At 67.5% G+C, this 16925-nt stretch carries 14 protein-coding genes, 1 tRNA gene and 2 pseudogenes; 9 read left to right on the forward strand and 8 right to left on the reverse strand.

From position 1 onward, the window contains the following. Positions 1 to 4474: 4474 nt before the first annotated feature. Together AC3EVP_RS18200 and AC3EVP_RS18205 are read left to right on the forward strand one after the other, a co-directional pair. The gene (locus AC3EVP_RS18200) at positions 4475 to 6529 is read left to right on the forward strand and encodes an RHS repeat-associated core domain-containing protein (RefSeq protein ID WP_488179806.1); all 2055 of its coding nucleotides are present in this window, start codon (positions 4475 to 4477) and stop codon (positions 6527 to 6529) included. Positions 6530 to 6552: 23 nt separating this feature from the next. Beyond that, entirely contained in the window at positions 6553 to 7023 is a 471-nt protein-coding gene (locus AC3EVP_RS18205; RefSeq protein ID WP_435131098.1) for a hypothetical protein, read from the forward strand. A gap of 133 nt (positions 7024 to 7156) precedes the next feature. Here the strand turns inward: AC3EVP_RS18205 and AC3EVP_RS18210 are convergent. Next, positions 7157 to 7925 (reverse strand): annotated as a pseudogene (locus AC3EVP_RS18210) (IS5 family transposase). A 434-nt stretch (positions 7926 to 8359) separates the two neighbouring features. Between AC3EVP_RS18210 and AC3EVP_RS18215 the strand changes: the two are divergent. Next, complete coding sequence (locus tag AC3EVP_RS18215; RefSeq protein ID WP_435131100.1) at positions 8360 to 8800, forward strand: MarR family winged helix-turn-helix transcriptional regulator; 441 nt, start codon at positions 8360 to 8362, stop codon at positions 8798 to 8800. 209 nt (positions 8801 to 9009) lie between these two features. Here AC3EVP_RS18215 and AC3EVP_RS18220 read toward each other — a convergent pair whose 3' ends face one another. Both AC3EVP_RS18220 and AC3EVP_RS18225 read right to left on the reverse strand, forming a co-directional pair. Beyond that, positions 9010 to 9660 (reverse strand): hemerythrin domain-containing protein, encoded by a 651-nt coding sequence (locus tag AC3EVP_RS18220; protein WP_435131102.1) that lies wholly within the window; start codon positions 9658 to 9660, stop codon positions 9010 to 9012. Then, complete coding sequence (locus tag AC3EVP_RS18225; RefSeq protein WP_435131104.1) at positions 9657 to 10544, reverse strand: NmrA family NAD(P)-binding protein; 888 nt, start codon at positions 10542 to 10544, stop codon at positions 9657 to 9659. The genes AC3EVP_RS18220 and AC3EVP_RS18225 overlap by 4 nt, the downstream gene beginning before the upstream one ends. 505 nt (positions 10545 to 11049) lie before the next feature. Between AC3EVP_RS18225 and AC3EVP_RS18230 the strand changes: the two genes are divergently transcribed. Continuing rightward, a complete protein-coding gene (locus AC3EVP_RS18230) occupies positions 11050 to 11682 on the forward strand; it encodes an NAD(P)-dependent oxidoreductase (protein ID WP_435131106.1) in 633 nt (210 codons plus the stop codon). Positions 11683 to 11779: 97 nt separating this feature from the next. Here AC3EVP_RS18230 and AC3EVP_RS18235 read toward each other — a convergent pair. The 3 genes and pseudogenes from AC3EVP_RS18235 to AC3EVP_RS18245 all read right to left on the reverse strand — a co-directional run. Further along, positions 11780 to 11863, reverse strand: a pseudogene (locus AC3EVP_RS18235) ((2Fe-2S) ferredoxin domain-containing protein); the annotation flags it as partial. Further along, a complete protein-coding gene (locus AC3EVP_RS18240) occupies positions 11863 to 12057 on the reverse strand; it encodes a hypothetical protein (RefSeq protein WP_435131107.1) in 195 nt (64 codons plus the stop codon). The gene AC3EVP_RS18240 and the pseudogene AC3EVP_RS18235, both read right to left, overlap by 1 nt. Positions 12058 to 12194: 137 nt before the next feature. Beyond that, complete coding sequence (locus tag AC3EVP_RS18245; protein ID WP_435131108.1) at positions 12195 to 12569, reverse strand: helix-turn-helix transcriptional regulator; 375 nt, start codon at positions 12567 to 12569, stop codon at positions 12195 to 12197. An 81-nt stretch (positions 12570 to 12650) separates the two neighbouring features. Here AC3EVP_RS18245 and AC3EVP_RS18250 point away from each other — a divergent pair, with 81 nt between their 5' ends. After that, the gene (locus AC3EVP_RS18250; RefSeq protein ID WP_435131110.1) at positions 12651 to 13031 is read left to right on the forward strand and encodes a tyrosine-type recombinase/integrase; all 381 of its coding nucleotides are present in this window, start codon (positions 12651 to 12653) and stop codon (positions 13029 to 13031) included. 209 nt (positions 13032 to 13240) lie between these two features. On the opposite strand, the gene AC3EVP_RS18255 is transcribed toward AC3EVP_RS18250, so the two are convergent. Beyond that, positions 13241 to 13314 (reverse strand) — tRNA-Pro (locus AC3EVP_RS18255). Positions 13315 to 13468: 154 nt separating this feature from the next. Here AC3EVP_RS18255 and AC3EVP_RS18260 point away from each other — a divergent pair. Further along, positions 13469 to 13762 carry a YiaA/YiaB family inner membrane protein gene (locus tag AC3EVP_RS18260; RefSeq protein ID WP_335976729.1) on the forward strand — a complete coding sequence of 98 codons (294 nt, stop codon included), beginning with the start codon at positions 13469 to 13471 and terminating at the stop codon, positions 13760 to 13762. A gap of 182 nt (positions 13763 to 13944) precedes the next feature. Here AC3EVP_RS18260 and soxR read toward each other — a convergent pair whose 3' ends face one another. Then, positions 13945 to 14409 (reverse strand): redox-sensitive transcriptional activator SoxR, encoded by a 465-nt coding sequence (soxR, locus tag AC3EVP_RS18265; RefSeq protein ID WP_435131113.1) that lies wholly within the window; start codon positions 14407 to 14409, stop codon positions 13945 to 13947. 54 nt (positions 14410 to 14463) lie between these two features. Here soxR and AC3EVP_RS18270 point away from each other — a divergent pair, with 54 nt between their 5' ends. The 3 genes from AC3EVP_RS18270 (at position 14464) to AC3EVP_RS18280 (ending at position 16922) form a co-directional block, all read left to right on the forward strand. Next, on the forward strand, positions 14464 to 15195 hold the full coding sequence (locus tag AC3EVP_RS18270) for a transketolase (RefSeq protein ID WP_335976724.1): 732 nt from the start codon (positions 14464 to 14466) through the stop codon (positions 15193 to 15195). 96 nt (positions 15196 to 15291) lie between these two features. Continuing rightward, on the forward strand, positions 15292 to 16194 hold the full coding sequence (locus AC3EVP_RS18275) for a transketolase family protein (protein ID WP_435131115.1): 903 nt from the start codon (positions 15292 to 15294) through the stop codon (positions 16192 to 16194). Between the two features lie 86 nt (positions 16195 to 16280). Beyond that, a complete protein-coding gene (locus AC3EVP_RS18280) occupies positions 16281 to 16922 on the forward strand; it encodes a cysteine hydrolase family protein (protein ID WP_435131117.1) in 642 nt (213 codons plus the stop codon). Positions 16923 to 16925: the final 3 nt, after the last annotated feature.

Consider the following 16925-nt stretch of genomic DNA (forward strand, 5'->3'; position numbering starts at 1 on the left):
CGCGCTCAGTGGGCCGACGCACGTCCGCATTCTCGACCACGCAGCAGCCGAACAAGCCGGCGTCGCAGGCATGCTCTTCACCCTGGACCGCAGCGCGACCACCGTCGGCAGCACGGTGGGGTTGAGCATCGAGTACAAGGACTTCGCCCAGGCGTACGGCGGGGCATACGCCGACCGGGTGCGGCTTGTCGAACTTCCCGGCTGTGCGGTAACCACACCCGACAAGCCTGCCTGCCAGGTATCCACGCCCGTGCCGACGAAGAACGACCGGGTCATGCAGACCCTCAGCGCCACCGCTGTGACGGTTCCGGCAGCCCAATCGGCGGTGTTCGCGCTGGACTCGGCGACATCCAGCGATCAGGGCGACTACAAGGCGACTTCGCTGGCGGAATCCGCTGCGTGGTCGACCAATCTCAACACGGGCTCCTTCACCTGGTCCTATCCGATACAGACGCCAGGCGTGCCCGGTTCTTTCGCTCCCAGCCTCGGCCTGAACTACTCCTCAGGAGCTGTCGACGGACGGACCTCCAGTACGAACAACCAGGCGTCATGGGCCGGTGACGGCTTCAGCATGTGGTCCGGTTCGATCGAACGCGCCTACAAACAGTGCGCCGATGACGACGTCACCAACGCAGACGGCAGCAAACCCGGGGATCTGTGCTGGTCGTCCGACGACGCGATTCTCACGTTCGGTGGCCACTCAGGAGAACTGATCGCCACCGGCACGAACAGCTTCCGGTTGAAGGACGACGACGGAACCAAGGTCGACCGCATCTACGGTTCCTCGACCAACGTGCGTGCCAACGGCGCACACGATGACGAGTACTGGCGTGTCACCACGACGGACGGCTCTCGTTACTACTTCGGCTACAACCGGCTGCCCGGATGGGACTCGACGAGCGCCCCCACGAACTCGACGTGGACGGTGCCGGTCTTCGGTGACGATGCCGGCGAACCCTGCCATGCGAGTACGTTCGCCGACTCCTGGTGCCAGCAGGGCTGGCGGTGGAACCTCGACTACGCGGTCGACTCCCATGGCAATGCCATGGCCTACTACTACAACACGGAGACGAATACCTACGGTCGTGACGGAAAGGCGGCCGACGAGACGTCCTACGACCGCGGCGGCACCCTGGACCACATTGACTACGGGTTCCGTGACGGTTCGGCCTACAGCACCCAGGCACTGGCCCGCGTGGACTTCGACACTGCAGAGCGCTGCTTGGAGTCGGACAGCACCTGCGGCGCATCCAGCATCGACGACGACGCGTTCTATTGGTACGACACGCCGTGGGACCTCAACTGCGATGCCGGCAAGGACTGCACCAAGGCGTACTCCCCGTCGTTCTGGACGCGCAAGCGACTCACGGATGTGACGACGTCGGTCCTCAAGTCGGGGAGCACTACGTACACCCCTGTCGACACCTGGCATCTCGAGTACGGCTGGGGCATGGCCGACATCGACTACCAGCTCGAGCTCAAGTCCATCCAGTACACGGGTCTTGCCGGTACGCCCACGGTACAACTGCCGAAGGTCACTTTCGGCTATGACCAGCGGACCAACCGGTTGGACATCCCCGGGGACGACACCTCGCCGTTCATCAAGGAACGGGTGTCCACGGTGATCGACGAGTACGGCGGTCAGATCGACGTCCAATATTCGACTGCGACGTGCGATGCGGCGCACCTGCCGACTCCTTCGGCGAACACCACCCGCTGCTACCCCGTCTACTACACGAAGGAAGGCGACAAGGACCCCACACTCCAGTGGTTCGACAAGTACGTCGTCGACAGCGTCACCCGGACTGACCGGACCAACGCGTCACCCGACATGGTCACCCGTTACACCTACCTTGACGGAGCGGCTTGGCATTACGACGATGACGACGGGCTGACCAAGGAGAAGTACAAGACCTGGTCGGAGTGGCGGGGCTACTCCCATGTGCGGGTGGAGACCGGCGGGCAGGACCCGGTCGGCATGAAGTCGCAGACCGACCACTACTTCCTCCGTGGTATGGACGGAGACAAGGGGAGCACCACCCCGGTCACGGTCTCCGACGATCACGGTGGCACGATCACCGACGTCGATGCCCTCGACGGATTCGAGTACAAGTCCGAGCAGTACAGCGCCCCCGGCGGAGTGGTCCTCGACAAGACCGTCAATACCCCATGGGTTCACACCACTGCGACCCGCACCCGGGACTGGGGCACCACCACCGCCAACCTCACCGGAACCGCAGGCACCCGCACCTGGACCTCACTCGACAGCGGCGCCGGCCAGAAGTGGCGTACGACAAACGTCACCAACGCGTTCGAGGAGACCGCGGGCCGCATCGTCCGAACCGACGATTTCGGAGACGAATCCACTGCCGCAGACGATCAGTGCACGCGTGTCACCTACGCGGACAACACCGATGCCTGGATCCTGACCGCAGTCGCCCGTACCGAGACCGTAGCGGTGAGCTGCGCCAGCACGCCCGACCGCACCAAGGACGTCCTGTCGGATGTCCGCACCGCCTTCGACGGTCAGGACTACGGTGTCCCGCCGACAAGGGGGGACGAGACCCGCTCCGCCACGCTGGTCTCGCACAACGGAACGACGGGGACCTACCTCGAATCCGGCGTCACTTACGACACCGCGTACGGCCGCCCCCTCACCACGACCGACATCACGGCCACGGTCACGGCGAGCGAGACCACCGCTCCGGTCCGGACCGCCCGATCCGACGGTCACACGGTGACGACCGTGTACACCCCGGCCACCGGATTCCCTACCACCACCACGGTCACCGGACCGCCCGCAGACCCGGCGAGCAGTTCGACGTCGCAAACGGTGAAGACCACGTTCGACCCACTTCGCGGGCTTCCGACTACCGTCGTGGACGCCAACAGCAAGCGCACCGACACCACGTACGACGCGATGGGCCGCACCTTGCGCGTCTGGCAGCCGAACCGGTCGAAGGCCAACAGCGACATACCGAACTACCAGTACACGTACACGGTCACGGACAACGCCCCCGCCTCCGTCGCCACCAAGACCCTCAAGAGCGACAGCGCGCAGCAGACCGCGTACACGATCTACGACGGATACCTTCAGCCCCGGCAGGTCCAGGTTCCCGGTCCCTCGGGCGGTCGGCTCGTCAGTGACACCTTCTACGACGAACGCGGCCTGGTCGCGAAGCAGTTCGCCGCGTACTACAACGTCGACCCGCCGTCGTCGCAATTGCTGACACTCGACGATGCCCTGGGTGTCGAGACCCAGACCTGGAACACCTACGACGGCCTCGGCCGGGTGGTGCGGAGCCAGCAGGTGGCCGGCAACAGTGACGGCGGCACTGTCCTGGCCACGACCGACACCTCGTACGAGGGGGACCGCGTCGACGTCACCCCGCCCAGCGGTGCGACGCCGACCACCACCATCACCGACGCCCGCGGACAGACCACTGATCTGCTCCAGTACCACGGTGCGACGCCGACCGGCACAGCAGACGACACACACTACGAGTACACGCCCGCAGGCAAGCTCCTCAAACTCACCGACCCGTCGGGGAGTGTCTGGTCCTACGGCTACGACCAGCGCGGAAACCAGACCAGCAGCACGGACCCGGACACCGGCACGAGCACGTCCACGTACGACGACCGCAACCAGCTGGTCAGCACTACCAATGCCCTGCATCAGACGATCACCCACGTCTATGATCAACTCGGCCGTGAGACCGAGACCCACAGCGGAAGCGCCAGCGGACCTCTGCTGACCAAGCACGTGTGGGACCCGTCCGGTGCCAAGGGGCAACTCGCGTCCGCCACGAGCTATGTCGGTGGTGCCGGAGGCGACGCCTACACGACCACGTACAGCCTGTACGACAGCCTTTACCGGGCCGGTCGGATCACCACGACGATCCCGTCGGTCTCCGGCGAGGAGGGACTGGCCGGCTCCTATCAGTCGAACGTCAGGTACAACGCCAACGGCACACTCCAGTCAACGAGTTATCCCGCCGCGGGTTCTCTGCCTGCGGAAGTGATCACGCCCACGTATGACGACACTCTGCGCCTCACGGCGCTGACCGGCACCGGAGGCGTCACCTACCTCACCGACACCGCCTACAGCCTCACCGGCAAACCGTTGCAGTTCACCTACCAGAGCGGTGGGAAGAAGACCCAGGTCACCGACACCTATCAGTGGGGCACACAGCGGCTGAACAACTCGCGCGTCGACCGTGAGGACGTTCCAGGTACTGACAAGTCGTCCACTTACACATACAACGACGCCGGCACCATCACGTCCATCGATGATGTCTCCCGTGACGGTACGGACGACCAGTGCTTCACGTACGACTACCTCGGTCGGCTCACCGAGGCGTGGGCGCAGACCACCGCGACATGCGGCGCCCCGAGTGCAGCGGTTCTCGGCGGGCCGGCCCCCTACTGGCAGTCGTACACCTACGACCTGAGCGGCAACCGCAAGACCGAGACGGTGCACGACGCCAGCGGCGTTGCGGCGAACGACGTGAAGCGCACCTACGCCTACCCGGGTGCGACAAACGCCCAGCCGCACACGCTCTCCGAAGTGGACACCAGCGGCCCGACCGGTATCTCCAAGGACCTCTACACCTACGACAGCACCGGCAACACGCGGACCCGCACGGTCGGCGGAGACACGCAGACACTGAACTGGGACGCCGAGGGCGACCTCTCGTCTGTCACTGAGGATGACGGCAGCGGTGGCACCAAGTCGGTCGCCTCCTACGTCTACGACGCCGACGGAAACCGCCTGATCACCCGCACCGACAGCGACACCACCCTCGATCTCGGCACGACCAAGATCACCCTCGCCGATGGTGTGGCCAAGGCCACCCGCTACTACGATCTGGGTGGCGGAAACCAGGCCATCCGCACCGACGACAATCAACTGAGCTTCCTGCTCGGCGACCACCAGGGCACGTCCCAGTTCGCGGTCAGCGCCACCACCCAGGCGATGCAACAGCGCCGCTCCACCCCCTTCGGCGAAGCCCGCGGCGACCAACCTACGTCGTGGCCCGGTCAGGAAGGCTTCGTCGGCGGAACCCAGGACACCTCTACGGGCCTCACTCAACTCGGCGCCCGGGACTACGACCCGACAACCGGACGATTCACCAGTCCGGACCCGGTCCTCGATACCAGTGATCCGCAACAGATCAACGGTTACACCTACAGCGACAACAACCCCGTCACCTTCAGCGACCCCTCCGGACTCCATCTCGCATGCGGAGCGGACAGCCACGACGGAGTCGCCTGCCCGAAGCCGACGACACAGCCCACGACGAAGAAGAAGCCGGCGCCCGCTGATCCGTGCGCCCACGCCAGAACCATCTTCTGCGCGCTGGGACTGCCTGAGCCCAATGGAAACCTCGCCAAGCCAAACTTCTCCCAAATGGTGCAGAACGAGATCGACGTCTGCGCCGACGAATACCGCTCATGTGGACTCAAGAGCTCCCGGGCGGACTGGGACGCGGCCATGCAATTGGCCTATGACCTCATCAAATTGGGCTTGAAAAACGGCGTCATCGTCAAGCACGGCCACGTGCTGACGGAAGCTGGACCGCATGGACTGCCAACGGACGTCAACAACGTCCTCACAGGCGGGCCCGGCATCGGTGCGTACCTCGTTATTATCGGTGGCGGTGAACTGCCACCCGCAGGGACGCTGTATGAGAGCTTGAACGGCGCATCCGGGATCAAGTCTGCCCTGAGCGACATGTGTAGTTTCACCCCGGGCACCGCCATCCTGATGAAAGACGGCAAGGGCAAGCCGATCGGCAAGGTAAAACCCGGGGACGAGGTCGCCACTGCCAATCCGAAGACTGGCAAGCGGGAAGGAAGCCGCACGGTCGCGGCGCGGCTCGTCCACCGCGACGAGGATCTCGTCGACCTGACCGTACAGAGGACCGACGGTGTGCGCTCGACCCTGCACACGACGGCCAACCACCCCTTCTGGGATGACACCCTGCACGCCTGGGTCCCCGCCGCAGAGCTTGACCCCGGCCACGCCCTCATCACGGCGGCCGACACCCACGCCACGGTCCTCAGCCTGACGGCAAAGTCCGGCACTGCGTCGATGTACAACCTGACCGTCGACCAGCTGCACACGTACTATGTACTGGCGGGCGAGACTCCGGTACTCGTTCACAACAGCAACTGCCCTCTGTACACGGTGGGCGGGCCGAGGGTTCGCCCGGGGAAAGATATCGATGTGGATGCGGATGGCTTCGTTAATGGGCCTACTGCTGAGCAGCTTAAATCTCTGGATGTGCAGGGTCTCTCGACGTTTGATTCGGTGGAGAACGCCAGCCGTATCGGACTGAAGGGGCAGGTTCGTACCCCTACGGGGCCACTTCCCGACGGCTTGGGTATTATCGCCGACGGTAGAGGAGTCGGAGGTCCGCGGGCACTTGGTCACCACACCATCTACCCAACCCGTCGCATGTCGTTCGACGATTATGTAGGGCTCATCCAAGGGATGAACTGGCAGAACATAGGGAAGAAGCTGTGAGTCCAGAAAGAGATGCCCTGGGGATGAAGGAATGGCGTGCCTTGGTGGCAGCCGAACAGGTGGTCGCTCGATGTCGCGCCGACGTGAACCAGTTGCCCTCGCGCGTGGACTTGCTGGCGAAGGCGCTTTCAAGCAGTTCGGCATGGGATCGGTCTGCCGCTTTGGATTTCCTCCACCTCTTCCCTGAAGATGTTCCGGAGTTGATCGATCTGCTGATTGACCTTTCCTTGTCGACTGGGTGGGCGCTGCCCGCCCGTGGGGCGATCCGCTCAGCTCGGAAAGAAATTGATCCATCGAAATTCGTGCGGGTAGCGTTGGAGTGCCTATCTGACGGTGAACTCGAAGACTATCTCAGGCTGGCTGACCTGCTGGCCGAGGTTGAAGCGTGGGAAGCTCTGAGCGCCGTGATCGGCAAAGCTGCCGAGAGTAGCGACGCTGAAATCCGGGATTTCTCTCGCAGTTTCACTGAAAGTCGCGGGGGCATGTTGCCTTGATTGGCGAGTAGTCTTCGTTGGTGAAAATGGGCCGAGCCCCGTGTTCTCCGAATTTCTGCCCTGCTGGAATTCTGGTCGATCGCGACGGGCGTAGGTCTGCAAACCCGAAGCCCCGACAGGTGAGCCTTTTCCATCATCGGTTTGAGCTGGCCAGATGCAGTGTGAGGACGGCTTGGACGACGCTGGTGATCCGGGTGGTGGTGCATCGGAGTTTGCGAAAGGAGGCGCCTGGACTTGAGGGTCGCCATGGCCTGCTCCACGAGGGCGCGGATCTTTGCGTGGGACCGGTTCGCTGCCTGCTGACCGGCGGACAGGGTGGCCCATCGCCCCCAGTACGGGATGCGGACGGTTCCGCCGGCGCCGCGGTGGCCCTTGTCGGCCCAGCGCGGGGCGTCGGCCTGGGTGAGTGCGTCGACGATGCCGTGTTCGCGAGCCGCCCGTACGTCGTGGACGGCGCCGGGCAGGGCTGGTGAGGTCCACAGCAGCCGGCCGAAGGGATCGGCGAGGACCTGCACGTTCATGCCGTGCTTCTTGTGCTTCCCGGAGTAGAAGGGCCGGTCCGCAGCGATCCGGTCGATCGGCAGAAGAGTTCCGTCCAGGAGCACGAATGCTTTCGACGATGCTGTCCGCATCGCCTCCCCGAGGGTCGGCGCGAGGGCGGCCAGGGCCTCGACGGCCTCGGTGATGTACCGGTACGCGGTCGTGGTCCCGATGCCGAACCCCGCCGCGAGTTGGGCATACGGGTGGCCATTGCGGAGATGGGCAAGGGTGCGGAGCGCCTGACGGTCAGCGCTCAGGCGTCGCCAGCGGGTGCCGAGCTCCCGGCGACGCTGCCGCAGCTTGGCGGACAGGAAACGCAAGGCAGAACTGGACACGTCGACGCCCGACGGGTTGAAGAGCACACGAAGCCTCTGGTGGAGACGGATTTCTTGGTCGAAAACCCATCTACCAGGGGCTTCACCTGTCTGTCAGCCCAACTGACCACCTCGCCAGACAGGATGGAAAAGGCTCACCCGACCGGTCGGGGCGGCACGGCTCGCACCCCGGCGACGAGCTCGGTCCGATCGGCGCGGGCCAGGAGACGGTCCCCTCGGACGCGACTTCGGGGCCGGTGTACCGAAGGTGAAGTGGCGCTTCGGTACCGCAAACCGGTCGGCGGCTCAGGGTCAGGGCTGTTTGCCATCGGTGCGACTTCATGTCTACCATTGTAAAGATTCCTGACTAGTTTGCGTGATGGCCCAACGTCCCTGCTGGATCAGCAGCTGATGGCGGCGTTGCCATAGGGTGCGAAAAGGCTGGTCTTTCCGGGCGCGCGAGCGACAGATCCGAGGGCGGCATGGACGACGGGCAACGGGTTGACCTGGGAGTGTCGTTGTTCATCCCGTACCGGTACACCGAGGAACGGCTCTTCCGGGCCTTGCAGGATGCCGGGTTCGACGACTGGACGCTCGCTCAGTGCCGGGTCTTCCAACGCATCGCCCCGGACGGCTCGCGCCTCAAAGACCTCGCCGACCAGGCACAGATGACCAAGCAAAGCGCCAGCGTGATGGTCGACCAGCTCGAACGCCTGGGCTACGTCCGCCGGATCCCCGACCCCACGGACGGCCGTGCGCGGCTGATCGTGATCGAGGAACGCGGCCGGCGTGCGGTCAAGGTGGCCATGGCCACGCTCGATGAGATCTACGCGGAGTGGAAGTCCTACCTCGGCACCCGCAACTTCACGTTGCTGCACCAGATTCTCGATCAACTCCGCGAGATCACCGACCCCTACACGTGACGGCCCGGACCCGGTGCGACGCGGGATTGATCGTGCGCGGCCACGAGGCCATGTCCTTGTCCCCGTTCTCGTCGTGCCGCTCGATCAGCGGCGCCGGGAGCGCGACCGCCGTGAGCAGGTCCCGCGGTGGCCGCGCCGCGCCCCGCACGACGCGACGCGGCTGCGACTCCGCCGCAGAGGCCCCGGTCCATCGCGTGGTCGCGGGTCGGTCAACCGCGGATCGCGGTGGTTTCGCGGGTGAACTGGCGGTGGCCGATCAACTTGTAGGCCAGGCGGGCTGGGGCCGGAACGACCTGCATGAACTTCTGCCGTTCGGCGTCGCTGGCCTCCTCGGTGATGTGGCCGAGGATGACCAGCCGTCGCGTGAGCGGAATCGCGTTCATGCCGTGCTTGGCGAGCGCGTTCCATTCACTTTGGGTGACCGTGGCGGAGACGATCGGGAGCAGGCGCTGCTCCTCCTCGGCCAGGTGGGTGATCAGCGTCGGCATCGTGTCTTCGACGCGGGTCGCCATCCGCTCGCCGGCGGCGGCGTCAGCGCTTGTCGTCCACGCCGGCAGGTCCGCCTCCAAAGCCCTCACAGCGTCGTCGACCTGCATGTGCTGCGCGTCCATCCGGTCCATCAGCTCCGGGTCGAGCGCGGCTCGCTCACGGAGCAAGGGGAAGAGCAGTTCATCCTCGCCGGTGTGGTGCGTGTGCAGGAAGTCCAGCATCTCGCGGGCATGCGTGCCGACGACTTCGGATCGAGCCCGGTCGTCGGCCGCGGAGCGGAACAGCCGAGGCAGTTGACCGAACTCGCGCCGGAGGACGCGGTGGATCAGAACCATCTCGTGGGTGTCGACTCGGGGCCCGAAGGCGCTCATCGTGACTCCTCGATGGTTGCGGTGTCCTGGACGGCGTCGGGGGTGGGGAACGCGGCGCGGTGGGCCTCGGCCCAGTCGGTGAAGGTGCGTGCAGGGCGCCCGGTAATTGCGGCGACATCGCCTGTCGGCTCGGAGTTGTACGGCTCCATGGTGGAGCGGAACAGCTCGGTGACGGCCTGCGCCTGCTCCTCGGGCATGCCGTAGGACACCATCTGCGCGACCATGTCAGCCGGGTCGGCTTCGAAGTAGCGCAGGTCGCGGCCCAGCACCTCGCCCAGGAGCGTCACCTGGTCGGCGGGGCTGAGCGGTTCGGGGCCGGTGAGTTCGTAGGTACGGTGGTGGTGGCCGTCCTGGGTGAGGCAGGCCGCGGCGACCGCGGCGATGTCCTCCGGGTCGACGACAGCGGCCCGGCCGGCGGCGAACGGCGCGAACACGGCTCGATCGGCCGCGATCGCCCCTGCCCAGTTGAGTGCGTTGGACATGAATGCGGTGGGGCGCAGGAACGTCCATCCGATGCCGCTGTCGCGGATCGCTTCCTCGCCGGCCCGGTGCAAGGTGGTGATCGGGTCGGTGCCGTCGCGCCCGACGTTGCGTACGGAAAGCTTGACGATCCGCTCCACGCCCGCTCGCTGTGCCGCGGCCACGAGTCGTTGATCGTGTGCGGCGATGTTGAGCCCGTGGGTTATCGAGAACACCGCCTGCACACCGTCCAGTACGGGTGCCAGCTCGCTGTCGCCGAGATCGGCGACGACCTTCTGGGCACCGTCGGGGAAGACTGCGCCGGGATCGCGGGTGAGGACCCGCAGATTGCCGCCCCGAGCGGGGAGCAGCGCTTTGATGACTTCCGAACCGACAGTGCCGGTGGTTCCGGTGATCAAGATCATGGGTTCTGGTCCTTTTCCCTCAGTCCTCTGGATGTGGGCGGTCCTTGGGTCGCACCGCCCGCTCCTTCGTCGGAGCCGCCATCCAAGCTAGTCAATTTTCCTGACTATAATAGTCACGCATGCGAACCAATGGCAAACGGTGGTCGACGCGAGGCGACGAGGCGCGGGCGACACCCGCCGAACGTCGATCTCGCCGCCTATCTGGACGGCTATGCTCGGCCGATCGCGTTGAATCCAAGCCCATCCTCACCAGGACCTACCTGGCCGCGATCTTGACTCGGTCACGAAAACTGACTAATCTTGTAAGCCATCTTGACGATATCCCGAGCTGAACGGCACGGTTGCGGAGACGTGCAGCCCCCGGGCGCAGGACCGGCGCCGCACAGGCCGCCGTCAGCAGAGGCATGGGCGGTGGCTCTGCCGCGGCATGGGCGGGAGCCGGGCGCCCTGCGCTCGGCCGCAACGCCGGTGCACCCGTTCATCCGTCAACAGAGAGGGAAATACCGTGAAGTTTCTTGTCCTTGGAGCAACGGGGCGAACCGGTGTCCTCTTCGTCAAGAAGGCGCTCGACGAGGGACACCAGGTCACTGCTGTCGTCAGGCGGGCCGGTTCCGCCGTTGACCCACGCGCTCGGGTCGTCACCGGTGACGTCACCGACGCTGCCGTGATCGCGAAGGCGGCCCAGGGCCACGACGCGGTCATCAGCACGCTCGGGGTGAAGGAGGCCGGCGAGATCCCGGCGCTGATCACCGACATGGTCCGCGCGGTCATCGCGTCTGCGGAGACCTCTGGCGTCGACCGTTTCGTCCTGCTGTCCGCGTTCGGAGTCGGCGACTCCCTCGCCAAGGCGTCATTCCTCGTGAGCCCTCTCTTCCGAACCGTGCTGCGGAAGACCTACGCGGACAAGGCCGCCTCGGAAGTGCTCTTGAAGGCCAGCGATCTGAAGTGGACCCTCGAGTATCCCGGAGCGCTGAACAACGGTGGCAGCACGCGCTACAGCGCCGCTGCGCTCGAGGACGTCAAGAAGATGCCCCTCTTCCCCTCGACCTCTCGCACGAATGTCGCGGACTTCCTCCTCCGCTCTGCCGTGGGCAGCACCTTCATCCGTCGGACCGCCGTGGTCATCGATGTCAAGTAGGTCACCGATGCGGGCCCGAGAAACGTTTATCACCGGCACCGGCACCGCTCGGACCGGTCGCGTGGGTGAAACACCTCTTCCGGCACTGGAATTGGTGACGAGCGGCGTGATCGAGTCCGGGGACCTTCGGTGTGCCGCAGCAGCAGCCGCGGCATACCGTGACCGTGGGCCGTGCCGCTCCTACTCCTTGACGGCGGCGACCTTGTCCTCGGAGAGCGGTCCGGCGCGGACGTCGGTGATGCCGACCTGGGCGGCCAGATGCCGGGCGGCGCGCTCATTGTCGCCGGTCAGCAGGACGGGGGCGGCCAGTGAGCTCGGGAGGGCGGCGCCCTCCCGCCTAAGTCGGAGATCTATCTCGGTTGGTGTTACTGGCACCGGGACTGCATCTTGCCGGGCAAGGACATGCCTCCCGGCTGATCACCTCGGAAGAACCGGCCCTGATCTCCCGGCAGTTGATCCGCCGCAGCTGAGCACCAGCGAAGCGCCTCGCGACCGAGAGGTGGCTGAAGCCGTCAGCTGCCGGCATCGTCAGTGTTGAACCCGCGCTTGCGCTCGAGGACCACGACTGGGCAGTGCACCGCCGCAGCGATCTTGAGCAGGTTGGACGGTGTAGTGCTGCGCCAGCCCGATTCGATCTCCCCCATGAGCTGCTCGGATATCCCCACCCGTCCGGCGAGGGCGCGTTTGGTCAGCCCTGCTCTTTCGCGGGCCCACGTGACGGCCTCCGGCTCCTGACTGGGTCTTCTGGGCCGAGTCCGAGCACGATGGCATTCCTGCTCCCCAGGTGGTCGATCGCGGAAATCCTGGCCGGCCGTGCGGGACCGGATCAGGGGGCGGGCTGGCTGGCGATGGCCAGGCCCGCTGGACCATGCGCTGGAAGACCGCACTGAATGCCTTCGACATCACCTTCGACGGCCGACTCTCCGCAGCCCGTCAGTAACCCCAACCACCCGGATTGCACCGTTCATTTGACCGACCCACGTGTACTCGCCACCGGAAACCAACCCGACGCCCGTCTCTTCACCGGGCCACGCGGCGGACGCATCACCACCGCGGTGCTGCGCGACGCCACCCACTGGGACGAAGTCGTCAACGCCCTCGGCTACCAGCACCTGCGCCGCCACGACCTGCGCCACACCGGCCTCACATGGATGGCCGACGCCGGAGTTCCCCTCCACGTAATGCGGTTGATTGCCGGACACGGCTCGCTCACCACCACCCAGCGCTACCTCCATCCCGACCTGCGCTCCGTCGTCGATGCCGGCCACACCCTCAACGCCCACCTGGTTGCCAAACCCGACCTTCCACCGCCCCCTCCTTTCCCGTCGGCAAGGCTTCACGGATTGTAGAAACCGTACAAAGCCGGGACGTGAAGGGACGGCCGCGAAGGCGGCCGAAAGTGTCGTGAGCTGCGGGTTTTCTGGAGCCGTGGTCCCCAGTTGGTCCCCAGCCGGTTCCCGGAAGCTCGGCTGCTCGCGACGTGGGAGCGCCGGTCGAAAATGACGAAGGGCCCGCTGGCCTGGCTATATGCCAGTTCAGCGGGCCCTCGCGTGCACCGTCGGGACGACAGGATTTGAACCTGCGACCCCCTGACCCCCAGTCAGGTGCGCTACCAAGCTGCGCCACGTCCCGATGCTTGATCTTCCGGGCGGGGCCCGGGGTGATCGCGCAAGAGAACTATATCGCACTCGGGGGGAGGCTCTGCCGCACATTGAGGGCGGCGCGGGGTGGGCGGTGAGTAGGGGTACTCATGTGGGGCGGGGCCGGCCGGGGCGAGGGTGGGGGCATGACCAAGGTGATTCCGCAGCAGCAGACGACTGCTGCGTATGCCGCGCAGGCCGCGATCTCGTTCGGGCTGGCGCTGGGGGCGATGGTGGTGGGGGTGGCGTACCTGCCGGTGGACGCTTGGGTACGGGCGTTCCTGGCGGTGGGGCTGCTCTATGTGGTGACGGCGACGTTCACCTTGTCGAAGGTGGTCCGGGACCGTCAGCAGGAGGGGCAGGTCACGAGCCGGGTGGACCAGGCCCGGCTGGACAAGCTGCTCGCCGAGCACGACCCGTTCAAGGTCGAGGGGATGTAGCGCGGCCCCGGCAAGGCGCGCAGGGCTGAGGGCAGGGCTGAGGGGCGCCCCGGGGGAGGGGGCCGGGGCGCCCCCGGCCCGCGTACGGACGCCCGCACCAGAAGCGGCCCGGACCCGCCCCGCCCCGGCCGCCCCGCAGGGCCCCGGCCCGCACCCGTACGGCCCCGGCCCCCGGCGACGGCTCAGCCCGCCGGGGGCGTATCGCCCAGCAGATACCGCGCCCCCGGCCCCTGCCCCGCGGCGCGATCCCCGGGGTTGTACAACCCGCACCGGCTCAACGACAGGCACCCGCACCCCACACACCCCCCGAGCTGCTCCTTCAGCTGCTGAAGCTCGGCGATCTGCGCGTCGATCCGCTGCTGCCACGCCCGGGCGACCCGGCTCCAGTCGGCCGAGCTGGGCACGTGGTCGACGGGCAGGTGCGCGAGGGCGTCGCGCACCTCCTCCAGGCTCAGCCCGATCCGCTGGGCGGCCCGGACGAAGGCGAGGCGGCGCAGCGTGGCGCGGCGGTAGCGGCGCTGGCCGCCGGCGGTGCGCTCGGCGCGGATGAGGCCGATCTCCTCGTAGTAGCGCAGCGCGGACGTGGCGTTGCCGCTGCGGGCGGCCAGTTCGCCGATGGTCAGGCGGTCACGGCTGGAAAGGCTCACGTCCTCCACGGTAGCGCTTGACTTCAAGCGAGCTTGAAGTTGCACAGTCGGGGCATGACGACGACGCGAACCGCCGCGCCGGCCGCGGCGGGCCACCCCGACGGGCGGCCGTACGGCTACCAGGACCTCCAACCGCTGATGTCGCTGATGAGCGGCGACGAGAAGCACGGCCCGGCGGCCACCTCCACCCTCGACGTGCTGTGGGTGCTGTACGACCGGGTGCTGCGGGTTCGGCCGGACACCGCGGACGACCCCGGGCGGGACCGCTTCCTGCTGTCGAAGGGGCACGGCCCGATGGCGTACTACGCGGTGCTCGCCGCGAAGGGCTTCGTGCCGCGCGCGTGGCTGCCGGGCTTCGGGACGTACGACTCGCCGCTCGGGTACCACCCGGACCGGACGCTGGTGCCGGGGGTGGAGATCGGCTCGGGCTCGCTCGGGCACGGGCTGCCGCTGGCGGTCGGCAGCGCGCTCGGCCTGCGCGCGCAGGGACGGACCGGCCCCGCGGTGTGGGCGCTGGTCGGCGACGCGGAGATGGACGAGGGCAGCAACCACGAGGCGGTGCAGTTCGCCGGGGCGGTCGGCCTGGACCGGCTGCACGTGGTGGCCGTGGACAACCAGTCGGCGACCTACGGCTGGCCCGGCGGGCTCGCCGCCCGCTTCACGATGGAGGGCTGGTCCGCGGTGACCGTGGACGGACGCGACCACGAAGCGCTGTACGAGGCGTTCACCGCGCCGCACCCGGGCCGCCCGCACGCGGTGGTCGCCCGGGTGGAACCCAAGAGCTGAGCCCGAGCGCCGATCCCGGCGCCGAGCCCGCAGCCCCCCATCCCGCAGCGCCGACCCCGCCCGGCACCCCGCCCCCTTTCCTATCGGAGCCACTCCATGGACACCATGCGTGACCGCTTCTGCACGGTCGCCGGCACCCTTCTCGACGAGGACCCGCGCCTCGCGGTCGTACTCGCCGTGATCTCCGGCGACCGCTTCAAGGACGCCGCCCAAGCCCACCCCGACCGCGTGATCGACGTCGGCATCAGGGAACAGCTCCTGGTCAGCGCGGCCGGCGGCATCGCACTGACCGGCCTGCGCCCGATCGTCCACACCTTCGCGAGCTTCCTGGTGGAGCGTCCCTTCGAACAGGTCAAGCTCGACCTGAACCACCAGGGCGCCGGCGCCGTCCTGGTGAGCGCCGGCGCCTCCTACGACGTCGCGGCGGGCGGCCGCACCCATCAGGCGCCCGGCGACGTCGCGCTACTGGACACCCTGGACGGCTGGACCGTCCACGTGCCCGGCCACCCCGACGAGGCCGAGGCGCTGGTGCGGCACGCCGCGGCCGACGGCGACCGGCTGGTCTACGTACGCCTCAGCGAGCAGGCGAACCGCGCGCCGCGCCCGGTCGCCCCGGGCCGCTTCGAGACGGTGCGCGAGGGCCGCGCCGGCGTCGTGCTGGCGGTCGGGCCGATGCTGGACGCGGTGCTGGCGGCGACCGAGGGCCGCGACGTCACGGTGCTCTACGCCTCGACGGTACGGCCCTTCGACGCGGCGGCGGTGCGCGCGGCGGTGGGGCGTACGGCCGCCGCCGACCTGGTGCTGGTCGAGCCGTATCTCGCGGGGACCTCCGCGCCGTTCGCAGCCGACGCGCTCGCGGACCGGCCGCACCGGGTGCTGGCGCTCGGCACCCGCCGCGAGGAGCTGCGGCGCTACGGTTCCGCGCCGGAGCACATCGCCGCGCACGGCCTGGACCCGGCCGGTCTGCGCGCGCGGATCGACGGCTTCCTCCACGCGTGAGGAGCCCGCGGGCCTGACCGGATCGGTCCGCTTCCCGACCCGATGGGGCCTGTCACCGGCGGGCGCCGCGCGGCCAGGATCAGCACATGACCCGTGCACTGATCGTCATCGACGTCCAGGAGTCCTTCCGTGCCCGTCCGCTGTGGCAGGCGGTCTCCGACCCGCGGATCGCCGACCGGGTGGGCCGGCTGGTCGAGCTCGCCCGGCAGGCGGGCGACCTCGTGGTGTGGGTGCTGCACACCGAGCCCGGCAGCGGCGGCGTGTTCGACCCGGCGCTGGGCCACGTCCGCCTGATGGACGGGCTGCGGCGCCGGGACGACGAGCCGCTGCTCCACAAGACCGCGCACAACGCCTTCACCACCACCAACCTCCAGCAGATCCTCACCGGGCGCGGCGTGCGCGAGGTGGCCGTGTGCGGCATCCGCACCGAGCAGTGCGTGGAGACCACCGCGCGGATCGCGAGCGACTTCGGCTACCAGGTCACCTTCGTCGTCGATGCCACCGCCACCGATCCGATCCCGCACCGCGACGCGCCCGCCGGGCGGAGCGTCGCCGAACTGCTCGCGGACCCGCGGACGTTGAGCGCGCAGGAGGTCATCCGGCGGACCGAGTACGCGCTCGCCGGGCGTTTCGCCACCATCGCGACCGTCGCGGAGCTGGAAGCGGCGGCCGCGCGAACGTCCGAGGACCGGGACCCCGCCGCCGACGGCGGCGCGCACCCGGCATGATGG

This window comes from Actinacidiphila sp. bgisy144 (assembly GCF_057708105.1).

Coding starts and splice junctions, on each gene's coding strand:
- AC3EVP_RS18205 (WP_435131098.1), top strand. CDS start 6,553: ATGAAGGAATGGCGTGCCTTGGTGGCAGCCGAACAGGTGGTCGCTCGA.
- AC3EVP_RS18215 (WP_435131100.1), top strand. CDS start 8,360: ATGGACGACGGGCAACGGGTTGACCTGGGAGTGTCGTTGTTCATCCCG.
- AC3EVP_RS18220 (WP_435131102.1), bottom strand. CDS start 9,660: ATGAGCGCCTTCGGGCCCCGAGTCGACACCCACGAGATGGTTCTGATC.
- AC3EVP_RS18225 (WP_435131104.1), bottom strand. CDS start 10,544: ATGATCTTGATCACCGGAACCACCGGCACTGTCGGTTCGGAAGTCATC.
- AC3EVP_RS18260 (WP_335976729.1), top strand. CDS start 13,469: ATGACCAAGGTGATTCCGCAGCAGCAGACGACTGCTGCGTATGCCGCG.
- AC3EVP_RS18270 (WP_335976724.1), top strand. CDS start 14,464: ATGACGACGACGCGAACCGCCGCGCCGGCCGCGGCGGGCCACCCCGAC.
- AC3EVP_RS18275 (WP_435131115.1), top strand. CDS start 15,292: ATGGACACCATGCGTGACCGCTTCTGCACGGTCGCCGGCACCCTTCTC.
- AC3EVP_RS18280 (WP_435131117.1), top strand. CDS start 16,281: ATGACCCGTGCACTGATCGTCATCGACGTCCAGGAGTCCTTCCGTGCC.